Origin of the sequence: Bacillus sp. GbtcB14 (assembly GCF_019091205.1) — a bacterium.
Classification (GTDB): domain Bacteria; phylum Bacillota; class Bacilli; order Bacillales; family Bacillaceae_G; genus Bacillus_A; species Bacillus_A cereus_AG.
In genome coordinates this window covers 259,660-277,901 of record NZ_JAGXJT010000004.1, presented here as the reverse complement: position 1 = coordinate 277,901, position 18,242 = coordinate 259,660, and the positions used below count along the sequence as shown (strand labels likewise).

Genomic DNA, 18,242 nt, shown 5'->3' with positions numbered 1-18,242 from the left:
AACGTAATTTTTTTTAATGTATTTATCTGAAAATTATGATGTTTATTTACAGGCTCATAACATATGGTATCACAAAAAGATTAGAATTCAATCTTTTTTTCTGTTTACGGTAAATGGAAGCAGATAGAATATATGACAATTGTATATAGAATGTTGAATCATTTGAGAAGGTTAATCGTATTGGACTTTGGAATATGACATTTTCTCTTTTTCTTCGATAGTGAATACTTTTATTTCAGTATTATAAGTGTTACACGTAGAAATGAGTAAGTTCCGTGTTAAAATATGGGAATTCATCCACAGGAACGGGCAGTAAGGCTTTTACCTCAAAAATCAGTTGGAGAGAAGACGTTATGTGGGAACCTTAATTCCTGTAAAATCTCGATTGGTTTAATTAATAATTAGTGGAGGATGGATGCCCCTCACTGAATAAAGTTTCATTTTATATTCTTGCATGTAATTTTACAAAAACTTAAAAAAGAATGGAAAAAGTAATTCATATAATAAAGAAGTAAAAGAGTTTTCTCATTTTTAATGTGAGAGGGGGAAGCACAGGGAGAATTCTATGTATTCGTATATTTTCTATTGTATATTCCTGTGCGAAAAGGAAATGAAAATTACGATAATAGGTACCGGATACGTTGGATTGATTACAGGAGTAGGGTTGGCAATGTTAGGCCATTCAGTCACATGTTTTGATATAAATGATGAAAAAATTGAACGGATAAAGCAAGGAGATCTACCTATTTATGAAGCGGGTTTATATGAATTAATAAATGATGCATGTGAGAATGATCGTTTAACTTTTACAACAAGTAGAGTAAAAGCATTTTACGATGCAGAATTTATATTTATTGCAGTTGGAACGCCATCTTTATTAGATGGGACAGCGGATTTAACATATATTCGAAGTGCTTGTGACGACATCGGGACATATGCGACGAACGATATTATTGTCGTTACGAAAAGTACGGTTCCTGTAGGTACAAATGATGTTATGAGGGGATGGATTGAGAAGAAATTACAAAATAGATATGAATTACATATCGTATCGAATCCAGAGTTTTTACGGGAAGGTTCAGGGATTTACGATTTTTTTCAGGGAGATCGTATTGTAATTGGAGCAGATAATGAGGAAGCGGCACGAAAAGTGGAGAATTTGTATAGTGAATTACGCTTAAAAACGTATGTTACAGATATAAAAAGTGCAGAGATGATTAAATATGCATCGAATGCTTTTTTAGCGACAAAAATTAGTTTTATCAATGAAATTTCAAATATATGTGAGAAGGTAGGAGCCGATGTATTAGACGTTGCACAAGGGATGGGAATGGATAAGAGAATCGGGGCTTCTTTTTTAAATGCGGGCATTGGTTATGGGGGATCGTGTTTTCCAAAAGATACGAAAGCCCTTGTGCAAATTGCAGGGAATGTGGCGCATGATTTTCGCTTGTTAAAAGCAGTCATTGAAGTGAATAATAAACAACAGTTGTTATTGATTGAGAAAGCGAAGAAAGTATTAAATATGAACAAGAAGCGGGTTGCGGTGCTGGGAGCGGCATTTAAACCGAATACTGATGATATAAGAGACGCACCGTCTCTTATTATGATACAAGAATTAATTCATATAGGTGCGGATGTAGTTCTATATGACCCGAAGGCAATTCAAAATATGAAAAATATCTTTGGAGAGACTATACAATATAGCGAATGTATAGATGAATCGATTAGAGGAGCGAGTGCGGCTTTTATCATGACAGAATGGGAATCTATTCGAACTTATCCGTTAGAAAAGTACGCACAACTTATGAGAGAGCCTATTTTATTTGATGGAAGAAATTGTTATACTATTGAGGATGTCAAGAAGCAAGGAATAGATTATTATTCTGTTGGAAGAGAAAGTATTTGTAAGAGGGAATTTTCCGTTATTCGTTAAAAAGGCATGTATTCATGAATATTCTTATATGTCATAATAGAATTTGTAACTAGTGAAAGAAAAGAGGCAATGAAATGACTGAACGTTTAAAAGTAATGACAATTTTCGGGACACGTCCAGAAGCAATTAAAATGGCACCTCTTGTGTTAGAGTTGCAGAAGCATACAGACAAAATTGAATCAATTGTGACTGTAACAGCGCAACATCGTCAAATGTTAGACCAAGTGTTAAGTATCTTTGGAATTACACCAGATTTCGATTTGAATATTATGAAAGATCGCCAAACTTTAATTGATATTACAACGCGTGGTTTAGAAGGTTTGGATAAAGTAATGAAAGAAGCAAAGCCGGATATTGTACTTGTACATGGTGATACAACGACAACATTTATTGCAAGTTTAGCTGCTTTCTATAATCAAATTCCAGTAGGTCATGTCGAAGCAGGACTTCGTACATGGGATAAATATTCTCCATACCCAGAAGAGATGAATCGCCAATTAACAGGCGTAATGGCAGATCTTCATTTCTCGCCTACAGCAAAATCGGCAACGAACTTACAAAAAGAAAATAAAGATGAGTCACGCATTTTCATAACAGGAAATACAGCGATTGACGCACTAAAAACGACTGTAAAAGAAACATATAGTCATCCTGTACTAGAGAAACTTGGAAATGATCGTCTTGTACTTATGACAGCTCACCGTCGTGAAAACTTAGGAGAGCCAATGCGTAATATGTTCCGAGCAATTAAACGTCTTGTTGATAAGCATGAGGACGTACAAGTTGTGTATCCTGTTCATATGAACCCTGTTGTTCGTGAAACAGCGAATGATATTTTAGGCGATCATAGCCGCATTCATTTAATTGAGCCGCTAGATGTAATTGATTTCCACAATGTTGCAGCTCGTTCATACTTAATGTTAACTGATTCTGGTGGTGTACAAGAGGAAGCGCCGTCACTAGGTGTACCGGTTCTTGTTCTTCGTGATACAACAGAGCGCCCAGAAGGTATTGAAGCAGGTACATTGAAATTAGCAGGAACAGACGAAGAGACAATCTTTGGTCTTGCGGATGAGTTGTTATCAAATAAAGAAGCTCATGATAAGATGTCAAAAGCATCTAATCCTTACGGTGATGGCCGTGCATCAGAGCGTATTGTAGAAGCAATTTTACAACACTTTAATAAGTAAATGAAAAAGAGCCAAATCATATGTGATTTGGCTCTTTTTGTTATTGCTGATTTCTCATAATCCACTCTGCATGAGCATTCGTAGAAGGAGGTGGCTCAGTTGGTGTTTTGTTCTGATTCTGATTCGTTTCTTTCTTTGCTTTTTCGTCAGAGTTAGAATTGGAAGAAGGATTTGATTCGGTTTTTTTAGTTGGATTTTCTTGAGTGTTTGCTGTTTCTCCTAATTCTTTTTTAATTTCGTTACGTACTGTCTCTACACCGATTGGATCTGGAAGGAAGTAATAAATACCACCTATTTTTTTGTCTTCTCCTTCAAGTTTGAGCGTTTGTATTGTAGAAGGATCAAACCCAGATAGTTTATTGTAAAGTGCAAGTCCGTCAGAAATAGGAATGTCAGTTTTTATATATTTTCCAACGACTGCTGTTAAATCTTTAATTTTAAATACGGTAGAGGCTGAATTTAGTTTTTGAGCAACAGCGGCTAGTAATTGTCTTTGTCTAGCAGCCCGACCATAATCGCCGTTTGGATCCTGCTTTCGCATACGTACGTATGCGAGTGCTTCTTCCCCATTTAAGTCTTGTTGTCCTTGCTTAAATTCGATTTTTTTGTAGTAATCCACGTCCGAACGCTCCCAAAAATCGAATGGGACATCAACAGTAACACCGCCAACAGCATCAACAATACCTTTAAAGCCTTGGAAATCAATTTTAATATAATGGTCTACAGGAACTTTTAGAAAACCTTCGACCGTTTTGATTGCCATTTCTTCTCCGCCGTAAGCGTGCGCAGCGTTAATTTTGTCCTCTTTGTTCTTACCAACAATTGGAACGCGACTATCACGAGGGATACTCATAAGCGAAATCTTTTTAGTTTTCGGATTGACGGTCGCAAACATTAATGAATCTGTACGACCGTTTTGACCGTCCGTTGCATAATCTTCTATACCCATAATGAGGAGTGTAAAAGGCTCCTTTGTAATTTCTACATCTTCGGTTCTCAAGTCCGATTTTTGACGAGTAAAACCACTATACATCCCCATGAGAGAAGAGTAGGAATTTAATATATAAAGTCCTACACCACCAAATAAAAATACGAAAATAAGGAAGTAGAAAAACTTTCTTCTTCGTTTCTTTTTTATTCTGCTATTTTGGAGATGATAATAACGTTCTTCCATATATAATCTCCTTAGTTCATTTGTAGGAAAGTAATTCACTACATTAATCTTTAAAGGTGATAATATAGCTATTCTTAGATAACATCTTGTTCTAAGTACAACATATCTCCTTCTGTAATTGTACATTTCCCATTTGTTAACTCAATCATCCAATCTGTGAATGCTTGTTTTCCGTCTTCTTCTACATACGTATCAAATGTGACATTTTCGAGATAATGTATATCTTTAATGGCATATTTCGAATTACGTAATTCATTTTCAATTTTGCCAAGTAATGTGTAATCAATTTCGGTCTGCATAACACGCATTAGTTTTCGCTGAACGACACCAACATGATTAATACCCTCACTTGTACATTTTCCATATGCGCGAATTAATCCACCTGCGCCAAGTTTAATGCCACCAAAATAGCGTGTAACGACAACGACGGTATCTTTTAAACCGCGTTTTTTTAGTACCTCTAACATAGGTACGCCAGCTGTACCGCTAGGTTCTCCATCATCATTTGCTTTTTGGATTTGATCTTGTTCGCCAATCAAATACGCAGAACAATTATGTGTGGCATTCCAATTTTGTTTTTTTATTTTTTGTATAAACTCTTGAGCTTCTTCTTCGGTTGTAGCTCTGCTAACATAACAAATAAATCTTGATTTTTGAATGACAATTTCATGCTCACCGTAGTCTTTGATTGTTAAATATTGTAATAACACTCGTATACGCCCCTATCTACCAAAATGACTAGTACTTTACATTTTAAAAGCGAGCGTTTTTATATTCAAACATTTTTTATAAATAAGTTGAAATTTTTGGTGAGTATTTCCCCTTTTTGTTGTAATTTGTCGAGATGGTGAGTATAATTCCAAATCGGCATTTTCATGTATGGATGCACCATTTTTAGTTTTCGTGTAAACTTAGGGAATAAAAACTTTTTTATAAGGCAGGTACGCAAATGAAAACAGCTATTGTTACTGATAGTACAGCATATATACCGAAGCATATTCGTGATGAACTCAATATATATATGATTCCATTAAACGTTGTGTTTGGAACGGAATCTTATCAAGAAGAAGCTGAAATTTCAGTAGATGATTTCTATGTAAAAGTACGTGAGCAAGAAGAACTTCCGAAAACTTCTCAGCCAGCAATCGGAAAGTTTGTTGAGTTATTTGAAGAACTATCTAAGGATTACGATGCGGTTATTAGCATTCATCTTTCAAGTGGGATTAGTGGTACATATCAAACGGCCACGACAGCCGGGCAAATGGTAGAGGGTATTGATGTATATACGTACGACTCTGAAATTAGTTGTGAAGTACAAGGATTCTATGTACGTGAAGGGGCAAAATTAGCAAGCGAAGGAAAAGATCCGAAAGAGATCGTTGCCCGTTTTGATGAAATGAAGCAAACGATGGACGCTTATTTTGTAGTGGATGATTTACATCATTTACAACGTGGCGGACGATTAAATAGTGCACAAGCCTTCATTGGTAGTTTGTTACAAGTGAAGCCCGTTTTATATTTTAGAGATAAAATCATTATTCCATTTGAAAAGATTCGTACACGTAAAAAAGCGTTAAAACGAATTGTTGAAATTTTTGATGAGCAAGCAAGTCAAGGTTTACCTATGGAAGCAGTTATCATTCATGCACAACGTGAAGAGGAAGCGAATGAATGGAAGGCAGAATTAGAAGCAAAATATCCTCATGTCACAATCCGAACAGGTTATTTTGGTGCTGTAATTGGTACGCATTTGGGTGAAGGTGCATTAGGTCTTGGATGGTATACGAAGTAATAAAGATATCAAAAGCTCTCTTTTTGAAGAGGGTTTTTTTACGGGTATTTTGCCTGTAGTTGACAAGTTAATATTTGGAAATGGTAAAATAAAATAATGAGGAAAGTTTTATAACTTACTTTTTACAAGAAACTATATTATAATGAAAGAGAGGTGAAAGATATGGAGCATAATTCTTGTTTATGTCCAAAGTTTGAGTCAGCTTTTACTTTGCTTAGTAAAAAATGGACTGGCTTAATTATTAAATCTTTGCTTGAAGAGTCAAAACGTTTTAGAGAAATCGCAGATATTATACCAAATATGAGCGATCGTATGTTGTCAGAGCGTTTAAAGGAATTGGAAAGCGAAGGCATTGTAGTTCGTAATGTTTACCCAGAAGTACCAGTTCGAATCGAGTACGGCTTAACTGACAAAGGGAAAGCGTTAGAAAGTGTTATGGATGAAGTCCAAAATTGGGCTGAGAAATGGATGAAATAACGTTTTGATTTCATTTGGATTAGTGTATTTAACAAAACGTAAGGGAAACCTTGCGTTTTTTCTTTGCTTATAAAAATCTTTTGAAATTCTACACATACATACAAAAATATGCATATTTTGCGATAGAGTTACATATAATATTACATTTGTTTTACAATAGCGTAACATTAGCAAAAAAAATCCCGAATTATGGTATAAATTTTATAGGTTATATACGGAAAAAAGACAAAAGAAAGCGGTGTAAAAAATAAAATGAAAAAGCTAAAAATGGCATCTTGCGCATTAGTTGCAGGGTTAATGTTTTCAGGACTAACACCAAATGTATTTGCAGAAGATAAGATTTCTGACGTGAAATCACAAATTAATACACAAAATGACACTTTACATAAACAACAACAAGAACGTGACGAATTACAAAAACAAATGAATGACTTAAATAAAACAATTCAAGGTTTGGATAAGTCTGTTCAAGAGAATGCTTCAAAGCTTGATGAAACAACTAAAAAAGTTGCTGATACTGAGCAATTAATTGAAAATAAAAATAAAGATATTGCAGAACTACAAACGAAAATTGCAAAACGTGAAGAGTTATTAAGAAAACGTTTAGTTGCACTTCAAGAACAACCAAATACAAATGTTGTAACAGAAGTTCTTGTAAACTCTAAAAACGTTGCAGATCTAGTTGATCGTTTAGCTTCTGTTTCTAAAATTCTTGAGTCTGACGAAGATATCATGAAAACACAACAAGAAGATCAAGCGAACGTGAAAAAAGATGTTGAAACGGTAAAAACAAAGCAAAAAGAATTAAAAGAAGCACAAGCTCAAATTGAAACTGCTAAGAAAGAACTTGACGCTGAAAAAGCGAAAAAATCAACAGCAGTAAATGATTTAAGCGGCAAAATGGATACAGTTGTAACTTCAATGACAAGTACGGAAAGTCAATTGAAAGATCTTGAAAAACAAGCATTGCAATTACAACGTATTGCTGAACAAGAAGCACAAGAAAAAGCTGCACAAGAAGCTGCTGCTCAAAAACAAGCAGAACAAGCTGCTAAAGATGCGCAAGCGCCTACAGCACAAGCTGCACCTGCTCAGCAAGCTGCGCCAGCAAACAACGGTGGACAAGCTCAAAAAGAGGAACCTAAAACAGAAGCACCTAAGCAAGAAAAGAAACAAGCAGAGCCAGCACCAGCTTCAAATGCGGGTGGTGTAATTGGTAAAGCGCAGAGCTACTTAGGTTTACCATATGTTTGGGGAAGTGCATCTCCATCAAACGGTGGTTTTGACTGTAGTGGATTCATTTCTTACATCTTCGGTGTAGGACGTCAAGACGTTGCAGGTTACTGGAATTCAGTTTCTAAAGTAAGTAGCCCACAACCTGGAGATTTAGTATTCTTCCAAGGTACTTATAAACCAGGTCCATCTCACATCGGTATTTACGTTGGGAATGGCCAAATGATTCATGCTGGTGATAAAGGGATTGCTTACGCTAGCTTAAGCAGTAGCTACAACCAAAAACATTTCTTAGGATACGGTCGATTCTAGGATTTATAAAAGAATAAAACATGTGTATAAAGTCGATAGCTTACTATTTTATAAGTAGGTTATCGGCTTTTTTGAGTTTTTACGAGATTATGAGAAGGGTTTATAGTAGTGCTGGAGGTGGTTGCTGATGTTAGCAGGGAAACAGTTACTATTAGAGGAACTCTCTTCAGATTTACGGGATACATTACAAGAGTTGAAAAAGAAGAGGGAGGTCGTATGTGTACAAGGTGTAATAAAGAAGGCTTCTAAATATATATGTCAGCGCTGCGGTAATATAGAGCAGCGACTATTTGCGTCATTTTTATGTAAGAGGTGCAGTAAAGTATGTACGTATTGCCGGAAGTGTATAACGATGGGGAGGGTAAGTGAATGTGCTGTACTCGTTCGTTGGATTGCTGAAAGAAAAGGAGAAAAAAGTTTAAATCCATTACAGTGGAACGGGACTTTGTCTACCGGTCAGGAGTTGGCGGCGCAAGGTGTTATAGAAGCTATTAAGCAGAAAGACTCTTTTTTTATTTGGGCTGTGTGCGGGGCTGGAAAGACAGAAATGTTATTTTACGGTATGGAAGAGGCATTGCGAAAAGGAGAAAGAGTTTGTATCGCAACGCCCAGAACAGACGTTGTACTGGAATTAGCGCCGAGATTACAAAAAGTGTTTCCAAATGTAAATGTAGCTTCCTTATACGGAGGAAGTGAAGATAGGGACAAAGATGCAGCGTTAGTAGTTGCAACGACTCATCAATTGTTACGTTACTATAGAGCGTTTCATGTCATGATTGTAGATGAGATAGATGCCTTCCCGTATCATGCGGATCAAATGTTACAGTATGCAGTGCAACAAGCAATGAAAGAGAAAGCGGCGCGTATTTATTTAACGGCAACTCCCGATGAAAAGTGGAAGCGTAATTTCAGAAGCGGGAAACAAAAAGGTATTATTGTCTCAGGGCGATACCATCGTCACCCGTTACCAGTTCCTCTATTTTGCTGGTGCGGAAATTGGAAGAAAAGCCTTCATCATAAAAAAATCCCTCGAGTTTTACTACAATGGTTAGAAATGTACGTAAACAAAAAACATCCCATTTTTTTATTTGTTCCTCATGTGCGATATATAGAAGAATTGAGCCTGATATTGAAAACGTTGGATCATAGAATCGATGGTGTACATGCAGAAGATCCGATGAGAAAAGAAAAAGTAGCAGCTTTCAGAAAGGGAGAAATTCCGTTATTAGTTACAACGACAATTTTAGAGAGAGGAGTAACGGTGAAGAATTTACAAGTTGCGGTGTTAGGAGCAGAAGAAGAAATATTTTCAGAAAGCGCGCTCGTACAAATTGCAGGTCGAGCAGGTCGTAGTTTTGAAGAACCTTATGGTGAGGTTATTTATTTTCATTACGGTAAGACAGAGGCGATGGTACGCGCGAAAAAACATATTCAAAGTATGAACAAAAAGGCAAAAGAACAAGGGTTAATCGATTAATGCATTGTCTACTTTGTGATGAGTATATGTTGGAAACAGTTAGTTGGTACACCTTTTTTATAAAGCCTCATAAAAAATATATATGTGACAGATGTGAGCGGAAACTTTCCTATATTATAGGAGAGATTTGCATTGAGTGTGGGCGACCTTTAGAGGACTTTCCTTCCGAATATAAAGAAAATGATATTTGTATGGATTGCGTAAGGTGGATAAATGAGGAGAAGTATCGTCCTTTTAAAAATCGTTCTTTGCACGTGTACGATGATGAGATGAAAAAAATATTAGCGCAGTTTAAGTTTCGGGGGGATGCAGAGTTAGTTCATATTTTTCATCGATCCTTTCGGGAGCTATTTCAAAAACATTTTACGAACGTTTCAAGTGTTATTGCTGTTCCACTTAGTAGGGAACGGGAATATGAACGTGGTTTTAATCAGGCAGAGTTATTAGCAACTTGTTTGCCTGTCAAAACTTTCTATTCATCATTAAGAAGAAAGGAAACAGAAAAACAAAGTAAGAAGACACGTAAAGAAAGGCTTTCGGGAAGTAATCCTTTTTATTTTCAGGGAGAAGAGATGTTTCATGGTCAACACATTTTACTCATTGATGATGTATATACGACAGGAATTACAGTTAGACAAATTGGAAGTCTTTTATACGATAGAGGAGCAAGAGAAGTTTCTAGTTTGACGCTCTGTAGAAGTTGATCTGTAACTGTCGAAAGGGATAATAAAAAGACGATAAGTCTTCTTTGACTTCGTAAGTTGTCATTCGTTATAGTCAAATTATAGGGCGAATGCCCTGATTTTTAGAGTGAAGGGAATGGAATGAACATGCAAGGAAGAGTGAAATGGTTCAATGCAGAAAAGGGATTTGGGTTTATTGAGCGTGAAGATGGTGATGATGTATTTGTGCATTTTTCTGCTATTCAACAAGATGGATATAAGTCATTAGAAGAAGGGCAACAAGTTAAGTTTGACATTGTAGATGGAGCACGTGGACCACAAGCAGCTAATGTTGTAAAACTGTAGGGATATTGTTTTTGGGAAGAGAAAGCTGCGTTTGTGGCAACGTTATATATATGTGGTAGAACCTCTTGTTTTTTGCAAGGGGTTTTTGTTATGAATCAAGTTGTCAAAAAGTTGTTTCTTTTCTGTAACGAATTGTCCACAGTTATATTCGTTATTCACGATGTTAATAGGATAAAATAAAGATAGAAACGATGCATCTTTTCATTTCAACAAAAAACGATAAAAAAATCGCAATTCCACTAATTTTTTTTAAAAAGTTAGAAGGAGTTTTTAAGCCAGTGTCGAAATTATAGTACATAGGCTTGAAAGGAGGAATTCATCTATGAAATTCAACATTCGTGGTGAAAATATTGAAGTAACTCCAGCATTAAAGGAATATGTAGAGAAAAAACTAAGTAAGTTAGAGCGTTATTTTGATACATTCCCAGAGATTAAAGTTAATTTAAAAGTATACTCTGACAAGCAACGTGTCGAGGTAACAATTCCATTTACTGATTTATTACTTCGTGCAGAAGAAACTAATAGCGATATGTACGCTGCTATCGATTTAGTAGTTGATAAACTTGAGCGACAAATTCGTAAACATAAAACAAAGGTAAATCGTAAGTTACGTGAGAAAGGTTCTGTGAAAACGAACTTTATCCTTCCAGAAGCAGTAGCTGTTTTGGATGCGGTAGAAGAGGATGAATTAGAACTTGTACGTACAAAACGATTTGATTTAAAACCGATGGACGTTGAAGAAGCGATCCTACAAATGGATATGCTAGGACATAATTTCTTCGTCTTCACAAATGCTGATACAAATGAAACTAATGTTGTATATGGCCGTAAAGATGGGAAATATGGTTTAATCGAAACTAAATAATAATTCAAAAGCGCAGCCGAAATGGCTGCGCTTTTTTTGCTGAAAATAGATTTTGAAAAAAAGTTTTCTTAATTTAGAACGAGACATTCCGCCGATTGTTGTCATAGTTATAAGACAAGTGTTACAATTATCATTAGGTATATACATTTTAGTTTTTTTAATTAGGAGAAAAATTGGCATAACATACATTTGATTTTTATAACGACTGATTGTAATAGAAAAAGAAAAAACAATCGGAAGTTTTATTTTAATAAAAAAGAGGAGCGTATTTCCTATGATCGGTATTTTAAAAAAGGTATTTGATGTAAATCAACGCCAAATTAAACGTATGCAGAAGACAGTTGAGCAAATTGATGCATTAGAATCATCTATTAAGCCACTAACAGATGAGCAATTAAAAGGAAAGACGCTTGAATTTAAAGAACGTTTAACAAAAGGTGAGACAGTAGATGATCTACTTCCTGAAGCTTTTGCAGTTGTTCGCGAAGCTGCGACTCGTGTTCTTGGAATGCGTCCGTATGGCGTGCAGTTAATGGGTGGTATTGCCTTACATGAAGGGAATATCTCTGAGATGAAAACGGGTGAAGGTAAAACGTTAACATCTACATTACCTGTATATTTAAATGCCTTAACAGGAAAAGGTGTTCACGTTGTTACAGTCAATGAATACTTAGCACAACGTGATGCGAGCGAAATGGGACAACTCCATGAGTTCCTTGGCTTAACAGTAGGAATTAACTTAAACAGTATGTCACGCGAAGAGAAACAAGAGGCTTATGCTGCTGATATTACGTATAGCACAAATAATGAGCTTGGATTCGATTACTTACGTGACAACATGGTTTTATATAGAGAACAGTGCGTTCAGCGTCCACTTCATTTTGCTATTATCGATGAAGTCGATTCTATCTTAGTCGATGAAGCGCGTACGCCGCTTATTATTTCAGGACAAGCACAAAAATCAACAGAGCTATATATGTTTGCAAATGCATTCGTTCGTACATTAGAAAATGAAAAAGAATATTCATTTGATGTGAAAACGAAAAATGTAATGTTAACAGAAGATGGTATTACGAAAGCTGAGAAAGCTTTCCATATTGAAAACTTATTCGATTTAAAACATGTAGCACTTCTTCACCATATTAATCAGGCGCTTCGTGCACACGTTGTTATGCATCTTGATACAGATTATGTTGTACAAGAAGGCGAAATCGTAATTGTAGACCAATTCACTGGTCGTCTTATGAAAGGTCGTCGTTATAGCGAAGGTTTACACCAAGCTATTGAAGCAAAAGAAGGCGTAGAAATTCAAAATGAAAGTATGACACTCGCAACAATTACGTTCCAGAACTATTTCCGTATGTATGAAAAGTTATCTGGTATGACTGGTACAGCGAAAACGGAAGAAGAAGAGTTCCGTAGTATTTACAATATGAATGTTATCGTAATTCCAACGAACAAAGATATTATTCGTGATGACCGTGCTGATTTAATCTTCAAATCAATGGAAGGCAAATTCAATGCAGTTGTTGAGGATATTGTAAATCGTCATAAACAAGGGCAACCTATTCTTGTTGGTACAGTTGCAATTGAAACGTCAGAGCTTATTTCAAAAATGTTAACACGTAAAGGTGTACGCCATAACATTTTAAACGCGAAAAACCATGCGCGTGAAGCAGATATCATTGCAGAAGCTGGTATGAAAGGTGCTGTAACGATTGCGACGAACATGGCTGGTCGTGGTACGGATATTAAGCTTGGAGACGATATTAAAAACGTTGGTCTAGCAGTTATCGGTACAGAGCGTCACGAAAGCCGTCGTATTGATAATCAGTTACGTGGTCGTGCTGGTCGTCAAGGGGACCCTGGTGTAACGCAGTTCTACTTGTCTATGGAAGATGAACTAATGCGCCGCTTCGGTTCTGACAATATGAAAGCGATGATGGATCGTCTTGGTATGGATGATTCACAGCCAATTGAAAGTAAAATGGTATCTCGTGCGGTAGAATCTGCACAAAAACGTGTAGAAGGAAATAACTATGACGCACGTAAGCAGTTACTGCAGTACGATGATGTACTTCGTCAGCAACGTGAAGTTATTTACAAACAGCGTCAAGAAGTAATGGATTCTGAGAACTTACGCAGTATTATTGAAGGTATGATGAAATCTACAGTAGAACGTGCTGTTGCGCTTCATACACAAGAGGAAATTGAAGAAGATTGGAACATTAAAGGTCTTGTTGACTACTTAAATACAAACCTTCTGCAAGAAGACGATATAAAGGAAGAAGAGTTACGTCGTCTTGCTCCAGAGGAAATGAGCGAGCCAATTATCGCGAAATTAATAGAGCGTTACAACGACAAAGAAAAGCTTCTGCCAGAAGAGCAAATGCGTGAGTTTGAAAAAGTTGTTGTATTCCGAGTTGTAGATACGAAATGGACAGAGCATATTGATGCGATGGATCACCTTCGTGAAGGTATTCATTTACGTGCCTACGGTCAAATTGATCCACTTCGTGAGTATCAAATGGAAGGATTCGCAATGTTCGAATCGATGATTGCTTCTATTGAAGAGGAAATTTCTCGTTACATTATGAAGGCTGAAATTGAACAAAACTTAGAGCGTCAAGAAGTTGTTCAAGGTGAAGCTGTTCATCCATCTAGTGATGGCGAAGAAGCAAAGAAAAAACCAGTTGTAAAAGGAGACCAAGTAGGCCGCAACGATGTATGTAAATGTGGTAGCGGTAAAAAATATAAAAACTGCTGTGGTATCGGGAAGTAATACAGGGCGGTAGCCCAGATTGCTTTGCAAAATTTTACATCAAAAATGTATAATTAAGAAAGATTAAACTCTCTCCGTCATAAGTGGAGAGAGTTTCCCTTGTTTTGATAAGAAAGTAACAGCAATTACATAGAGGTGAAGGAAATGGAATTAGTAGAAATTAGACAAGAATTAGAGAAAATGGCTAAGAGATTAGCGGCTTTTAGGGGGTCTCTTTGACCTTCCTACTAAGGAGAAACAAATTGCAGAGTTAGAAGAGACGATGATGGGTGCAGGATTTTGGGATGACCAACAAGGCGCACAAGCTGTAATTAACGAAGCTAATGCACTGAAAGAGATGGTTGGAAAGTTCCGTCAGTTAGATGAGACATTCGAAAATTTAGAAATCACGCATGAGCTTTTAAAAGAAGAGTATGATGAAGATTTACATGAGGAACTTGAATCTGAAGTGAAAGGCTTAATTCAAGAAATGAATGAGTATGAGCTTCAGTTACTACTAAGCGATCCTTATGATAAAAATAACGCTATTTTAGAATTACACCCAGGTGCTGGTGGAACAGAGTCACAAGACTGGGGTTCTATGTTATTACGTATGTACACACGTTGGGCTGAAAAACGTGGGTTTAAAGTAGAAACGGTTGACTACTTACCAGGTGATGAAGCTGGTATTAAGAGTGTTACTTTATTAATTAAAGGTCATAATGCTTACGGTTATTTAAAGGCAGAGAAAGGTGTACATCGTCTTGTACGTATTTCGCCATTCGATTCTTCAGGCCGTCGTCATACATCGTTCGTATCTTGTGAAGTTGTACCTGAGTTCAATGATGAAGTTGAAATCGAAATACGTTCAGAAGACTTAAAAGTTGATACGTACCGTGCAAGTGGTGCAGGTGGACAACATATTAATACGACAGACTCAGCAGTTCGTATTACACATACACCAACAAACACAGTTGTAACATGTCAGTCAGAGCGTTCACAAATTAAAAACCGTGAGCACGCGATGAAAATGTTAAAAGCGAAATTATACCAAAAGAAATTAGAAGAGCAACAAGCGGAGTTAGATGAAATTCGCGGTGAACAAAAAGAAATCGGATGGGGTAGCCAAATTCGTTCTTACGTATTCCACCCGTATTCTCTTGTGAAAGACCACCGTACAAATACAGAGGTTGGTAACGTACAAGCAGTTATGGATGGAGAAATTGATCCATTTATTGATGCTTACTTACGTTCTCGCATCTAATAAGCAAAAAAAAGCCAACAAAGTTGTCGGCGTATGCTGAGGATAGTCGAGGATATAAAGAATTTGATTTTATTTCTATAGACGAAGTAAAGAGGAAGAGAAGTTGGAAACGACAACTTCTCTTTTTGATGGGATTATATGTAGCATACAATGTTGTATATTGTATTGTAAAAAGTAGAGAATAGTAAAACAGAGCGGCAATAGAGTAAGACTTTAACAGAACTTTTCTGATTTTCTGTTCAACAAGAATTCTTTATAGAAGTTTTTACGTTGTTCACAGAATTGAAACAACTTATGAAAGCTTTATATTATCAGGGTTCTTACTGTATTTTTGAAAAATATAAAATATACCTTAGTTTTTCTATATAAAGATAATGCTTATAATGAAAATGAGTGTGTTAGGAATGAAAAGAATATCAACAATGAGGAGCGATAGAAGTGAAAAAGAAATTGTTGGCTATTGCGTTAGGAACATCAGTCGTTTTTGCTTTAGGAGCATGTGGAAATAAAGAAGAGAGTAAGCCTTCGAAACAATCTGCAAGCACAGATAGCGCAGAGCAAATTTACCAAAAAAGTTGTATAGGCTGTCACGCGAAAGATTTATCGGGAGCAACTGGGCCGGATTTACGAAAAGTGGGACAGAAATATGATGCAGCAGAGATTGAAAAGATTATTGAAAAAGGTCGCGGTTCCATGTCACCAGGAATCATTCAAGGTGAGGATGCGAAAAAAGTAGCTGAGTGGTTAGCTGAACATAAATAAAAAAGGTAAAGTGGACGAGTTGGTTATATAATCTTATTCCAAAATGATTTTGGGTAAGAACTATGACGACTCGTTTCCTTTTTTTTGAGTGTAACATAACTGTAACAAAATTGTATCCGAACTGGAAACCGTTTGATGTTACAATGAGGTTTGTAGAATTTTGCTGAAATATATTACATAGTAGTATTGCTTATAAAAAGATTGTAAGTAGACTACCTTCAACAAGAGTGGTTAAGCGAGAATAAAAGGTTATCTTTTATTTTCAGATGTACAGAAAAGTATTTCGAAAAAAATCATTAAGTATTGGGTGATAAATAATGATAAAAATGACGAATGTTTATAAGGAGTACCCGAATGGTATGAAAGCCATTGCTGGTCTCACAGTTAACATTAAACAAGGTGAGTTTGTATACGTAGTTGGACCGAGTGGAGCCGGGAAATCTACATTTATTAAAATGATGTATCGTGAAGAGAAGCCATCTACAGGATCAATTAATGTAAATGGACTTGTTATTGAAACATTAGCAGAAAGAGATGTTCCATATTTCCGTCGTCAATTAGGCGTAATTTTCCAAGATTTTAAATTACTACCTAAGTTAACGGTATATGAGAATGTTGCGTTTGCCTTAGAAGTAATTGAAGAAGAAAAAGAAGCCATTCGTGAGCGTGTAACAGAAGTTTTAGGTCTTGTAGGTCTTGAGGATCGTGCAGACGCACTACCAAGTGAACTTTCGGGCGGAGAGCAGCAACGTGTTGCGATTGCGAGAGCAATTGTTAATAGACCAAAGGTTGTAATTGCCGATGAACCAACAGGTAACTTAGATATTGAAACAGCTCTTGATATTATGAAGATCTTTACGCGTATTAACGAGCGTGGTACAACGATTGTTATGGCGACACATAACTCAGATATCGTAAATACAATCCGTCATCGTGTAATCGCGATTGAAGGCGGAAAAATTGTTCGAGATGAGATTGAGGGAGGATACGGATATGAAGGCTAAGACCCTTAGTCGACATTTGCGAGAAGGTGTAAAGAATCTATCACGTAATGGATGGATGACGTTTGCTTCTGTTAGCGCAGTAACAGTTACATTATTACTTGTAGGTGTCTTTTTAACAGCGATTATGAATATGAACCATTTTGCGACGAAAGTAGAGCAAGATGTAGAAATTCGTGTACACATTGATCCAGCAGCAAAAGAAGCTGATCAAAAGAAATTAGAAGATGATATGAGTAAGATTGCAAAAGTAGAGTCTATTAAATATTCTTCTAAAGAAGAAGAGCTAAAACGCTTAATTAAAAGCTTAGGTGATAGTGGAAAAACGTTTGAGTTATTTGAACAAGATAACCCACTTAAAAACGTATTCATTGTAAAAGCAAAAGAACCAACAGATACAGCGACAATCGCGAAAAAGGTTGAGAAAATGCAGTTTGTAAGTAATGTTCAATATGGTAAAGGGCAAGTTGAAAAATTGTTTGATACTGTAAAAACAGGACGTAATATCGGGATTGCGTTAATTGCAGGTCTTTTATTCACAGCGATGTTCTTAATCTCTAATACAATTAAAATTACAATTTATGCTCGTAGTACAGAAATCGAAATTATGAAACTGGTAGGTGCGACAAACTGGTTTATTCGTTGGCCGTTCTTATTAGAGGGATTATTCCTAGGAGTATTAGGATCAATTATTCCAATTGGCTTAATTCTAGTTACGTATAATTCACTACAAAGTGTGTTTAACGAAAAACTTGGCGGAACAATTTTCGAACTTCTACCATACAGTCCTTTCGTATTCCAATTAGCTGGTTTACTAGTGTTAATCGGGGCTTTAATCGGTATGTGGGGAAGTGTAATGTCAATTCGTCGCTTCTTAAAAGTATAAAAAGTTGCAAACATAATTCGTACAAGCTTATCATATAGTAGAAATAGGTAAAGGCATCACACACTGTGTGATGCCTTTTGCTAC

General features: G+C 36.3%; 16 protein-coding genes. 14 read left to right on the top strand and 2 right to left on the bottom strand.

Annotation, left to right across the window (positions count from 1 at the left end):
• Window positions 1–565 precede the first annotated feature (565 nt).
• A complete protein-coding gene (locus KVT31_RS14070) occupies window positions 566–1,936 on the top strand; it encodes a UDP-glucose dehydrogenase family protein (RefSeq protein ID WP_098343398.1) in 1,371 nt (456 codons plus the stop codon).
• A gap of 74 nt (window positions 1,937–2,010) precedes the next feature.
• Window positions 2,011–3,126 (top strand): non-hydrolyzing UDP-N-acetylglucosamine 2-epimerase, encoded by a 1,116-nt coding sequence (gene wecB / locus KVT31_RS14065; RefSeq protein ID WP_088098411.1) that lies wholly within the window; start codon window positions 2,011–2,013, stop codon window positions 3,124–3,126.
• 40 nt (window positions 3,127–3,166) lie between these two features.
• Here the strand turns inward: wecB and KVT31_RS14060 are convergent, their stop codons facing one another.
• Window positions 3,167–4,300 carry an LCP family protein gene (locus KVT31_RS14060; protein WP_088098410.1) on the bottom strand — a complete coding sequence of 378 codons (1,134 nt, stop codon included), beginning with the start codon at window positions 4,298–4,300 and terminating at the stop codon, window positions 3,167–3,169.
• Window positions 4,301–4,374: 74 nt separating this feature from the next.
• Window positions 4,375–5,010, bottom strand: a complete 636-nt coding sequence (locus KVT31_RS14055; RefSeq protein WP_061679333.1) for a YigZ family protein — start codon at window positions 5,008–5,010, stop codon at window positions 4,375–4,377.
• A gap of 239 nt (window positions 5,011–5,249) precedes the next feature.
• Between KVT31_RS14055 and KVT31_RS14050 the strand changes: the two genes are divergently transcribed.
• From KVT31_RS14050 to ftsX, 12 genes are all read left to right on the top strand, one after another.
• The gene (locus tag KVT31_RS14050; protein WP_088098409.1) at window positions 5,250–6,092 is read left to right on the top strand and encodes a DegV family protein; all 843 of its coding nucleotides are present in this window, start codon (window positions 5,250–5,252) and stop codon (window positions 6,090–6,092) included.
• Between the two features lie 162 nt (window positions 6,093–6,254).
• Complete coding sequence (locus tag KVT31_RS14045) at window positions 6,255–6,569, top strand: winged helix-turn-helix transcriptional regulator (RefSeq protein ID WP_000400857.1); 315 nt, start codon at window positions 6,255–6,257, stop codon at window positions 6,567–6,569.
• 252 nt (window positions 6,570–6,821) lie between these two features.
• Window positions 6,822–8,114 (top strand): C40 family peptidase, encoded by a 1,293-nt coding sequence (locus KVT31_RS14040; RefSeq protein WP_088098407.1) that lies wholly within the window; start codon window positions 6,822–6,824, stop codon window positions 8,112–8,114.
• A gap of 127 nt (window positions 8,115–8,241) precedes the next feature.
• Window positions 8,242–9,591, top strand: a complete 1,350-nt coding sequence (gene comFA, locus KVT31_RS14035; protein WP_088098406.1) for an ATP-dependent helicase ComFA — start codon at window positions 8,242–8,244, stop codon at window positions 9,589–9,591.
• Window positions 9,591–10,295 carry a ComFC family protein gene (locus tag KVT31_RS14030; RefSeq protein ID WP_088098405.1) on the top strand — a complete coding sequence of 235 codons (705 nt, stop codon included), beginning with the start codon at window positions 9,591–9,593 and terminating at the stop codon, window positions 10,293–10,295. Before comFA ends, KVT31_RS14030 begins: the two co-directional genes overlap by 1 nt.
• 126 nt (window positions 10,296–10,421) lie before the next feature.
• Entirely contained in the window at window positions 10,422–10,619 is a 198-nt protein-coding gene (cspC, locus tag KVT31_RS14025) for a cold shock protein CspC (protein ID WP_044439520.1), read from the top strand.
• A 322-nt stretch (window positions 10,620–10,941) separates the two neighbouring features.
• On the top strand, window positions 10,942–11,484 hold the full coding sequence (hpf, locus tag KVT31_RS14020; protein WP_000671193.1) for a ribosome hibernation-promoting factor, HPF/YfiA family: 543 nt from the start codon (window positions 10,942–10,944) through the stop codon (window positions 11,482–11,484).
• A gap of 274 nt (window positions 11,485–11,758) precedes the next feature.
• Entirely contained in the window at window positions 11,759–14,266 is a 2,508-nt protein-coding gene (gene secA, locus KVT31_RS14015) for a preprotein translocase subunit SecA (RefSeq protein ID WP_088098402.1), read from the top strand.
• Between the two features lie 144 nt (window positions 14,267–14,410).
• Window positions 14,411–15,509, top strand: a protein-coding gene (prfB, locus tag KVT31_RS14010) for a peptide chain release factor 2 (protein ID WP_096001656.1) whose coding sequence is annotated in 2 segments (ribosomal slippage) — window positions 14,411–14,482 and window positions 14,484–15,509 — 1,098 coding nt in all. Because the reading frame shifts where the segments join, the coding sequence is not laid out codon by codon here.
• A 438-nt stretch (window positions 15,510–15,947) separates the two neighbouring features.
• Window positions 15,948–16,271: a cytochrome c551 gene (gene cccB, locus KVT31_RS14005; protein ID WP_000727965.1), complete on the top strand. Its 324-nt coding sequence runs from the start codon at window positions 15,948–15,950 to the stop codon at window positions 16,269–16,271.
• Window positions 16,272–16,588: 317 nt separating this feature from the next.
• Complete coding sequence (ftsE, locus tag KVT31_RS14000) at window positions 16,589–17,275, top strand: cell division ATP-binding protein FtsE (protein ID WP_000594325.1); 687 nt, start codon at window positions 16,589–16,591, stop codon at window positions 17,273–17,275.
• Window positions 17,265–18,158, top strand: coding sequence for a permease-like cell division protein FtsX (gene ftsX, locus KVT31_RS13995; protein ID WP_088098400.1), 894 nt, complete (start codon window positions 17,265–17,267; stop codon window positions 18,156–18,158). The genes ftsE and ftsX overlap by 11 nt, the downstream gene beginning before the upstream one ends.
• Window positions 18,159–18,242: the final 84 nt, after the last annotated feature.

Coding starts and splice junctions, on each gene's coding strand:
- wecB (WP_088098411.1), top strand. CDS start 2,011: ATGACTGAACGTTTAAAAGTAATGACAATTTTCGGGACACGTCCAGAA.
- KVT31_RS14045 (WP_000400857.1), top strand. CDS start 6,255: ATGGAGCATAATTCTTGTTTATGTCCAAAGTTTGAGTCAGCTTTTACT.
- ftsX (WP_088098400.1), top strand. CDS start 17,265: ATGAAGGCTAAGACCCTTAGTCGACATTTGCGAGAAGGTGTAAAGAAT.
- secA (WP_088098402.1), top strand. CDS start 11,759: ATGATCGGTATTTTAAAAAAGGTATTTGATGTAAATCAACGCCAAATT.
- KVT31_RS14070 (WP_098343398.1), top strand. CDS start 566: ATGTATTCGTATATTTTCTATTGTATATTCCTGTGCGAAAAGGAAATG.
- KVT31_RS14040 (WP_088098407.1), top strand. CDS start 6,822: ATGAAAAAGCTAAAAATGGCATCTTGCGCATTAGTTGCAGGGTTAATG.
- KVT31_RS14060 (WP_088098410.1), bottom strand. CDS start 4,300: ATGGAAGAACGTTATTATCATCTCCAAAATAGCAGAATAAAAAAGAAA.
- KVT31_RS14050 (WP_088098409.1), top strand. CDS start 5,250: ATGAAAACAGCTATTGTTACTGATAGTACAGCATATATACCGAAGCAT.
- KVT31_RS14030 (WP_088098405.1), top strand. CDS start 9,591: ATGCATTGTCTACTTTGTGATGAGTATATGTTGGAAACAGTTAGTTGG.
- comFA (WP_088098406.1), top strand. CDS start 8,242: ATGTTAGCAGGGAAACAGTTACTATTAGAGGAACTCTCTTCAGATTTA.
- ftsE (WP_000594325.1), top strand. CDS start 16,589: ATGATAAAAATGACGAATGTTTATAAGGAGTACCCGAATGGTATGAAA.
- cspC (WP_044439520.1), top strand. CDS start 10,422: ATGCAAGGAAGAGTGAAATGGTTCAATGCAGAAAAGGGATTTGGGTTT.
- hpf (WP_000671193.1), top strand. CDS start 10,942: ATGAAATTCAACATTCGTGGTGAAAATATTGAAGTAACTCCAGCATTA.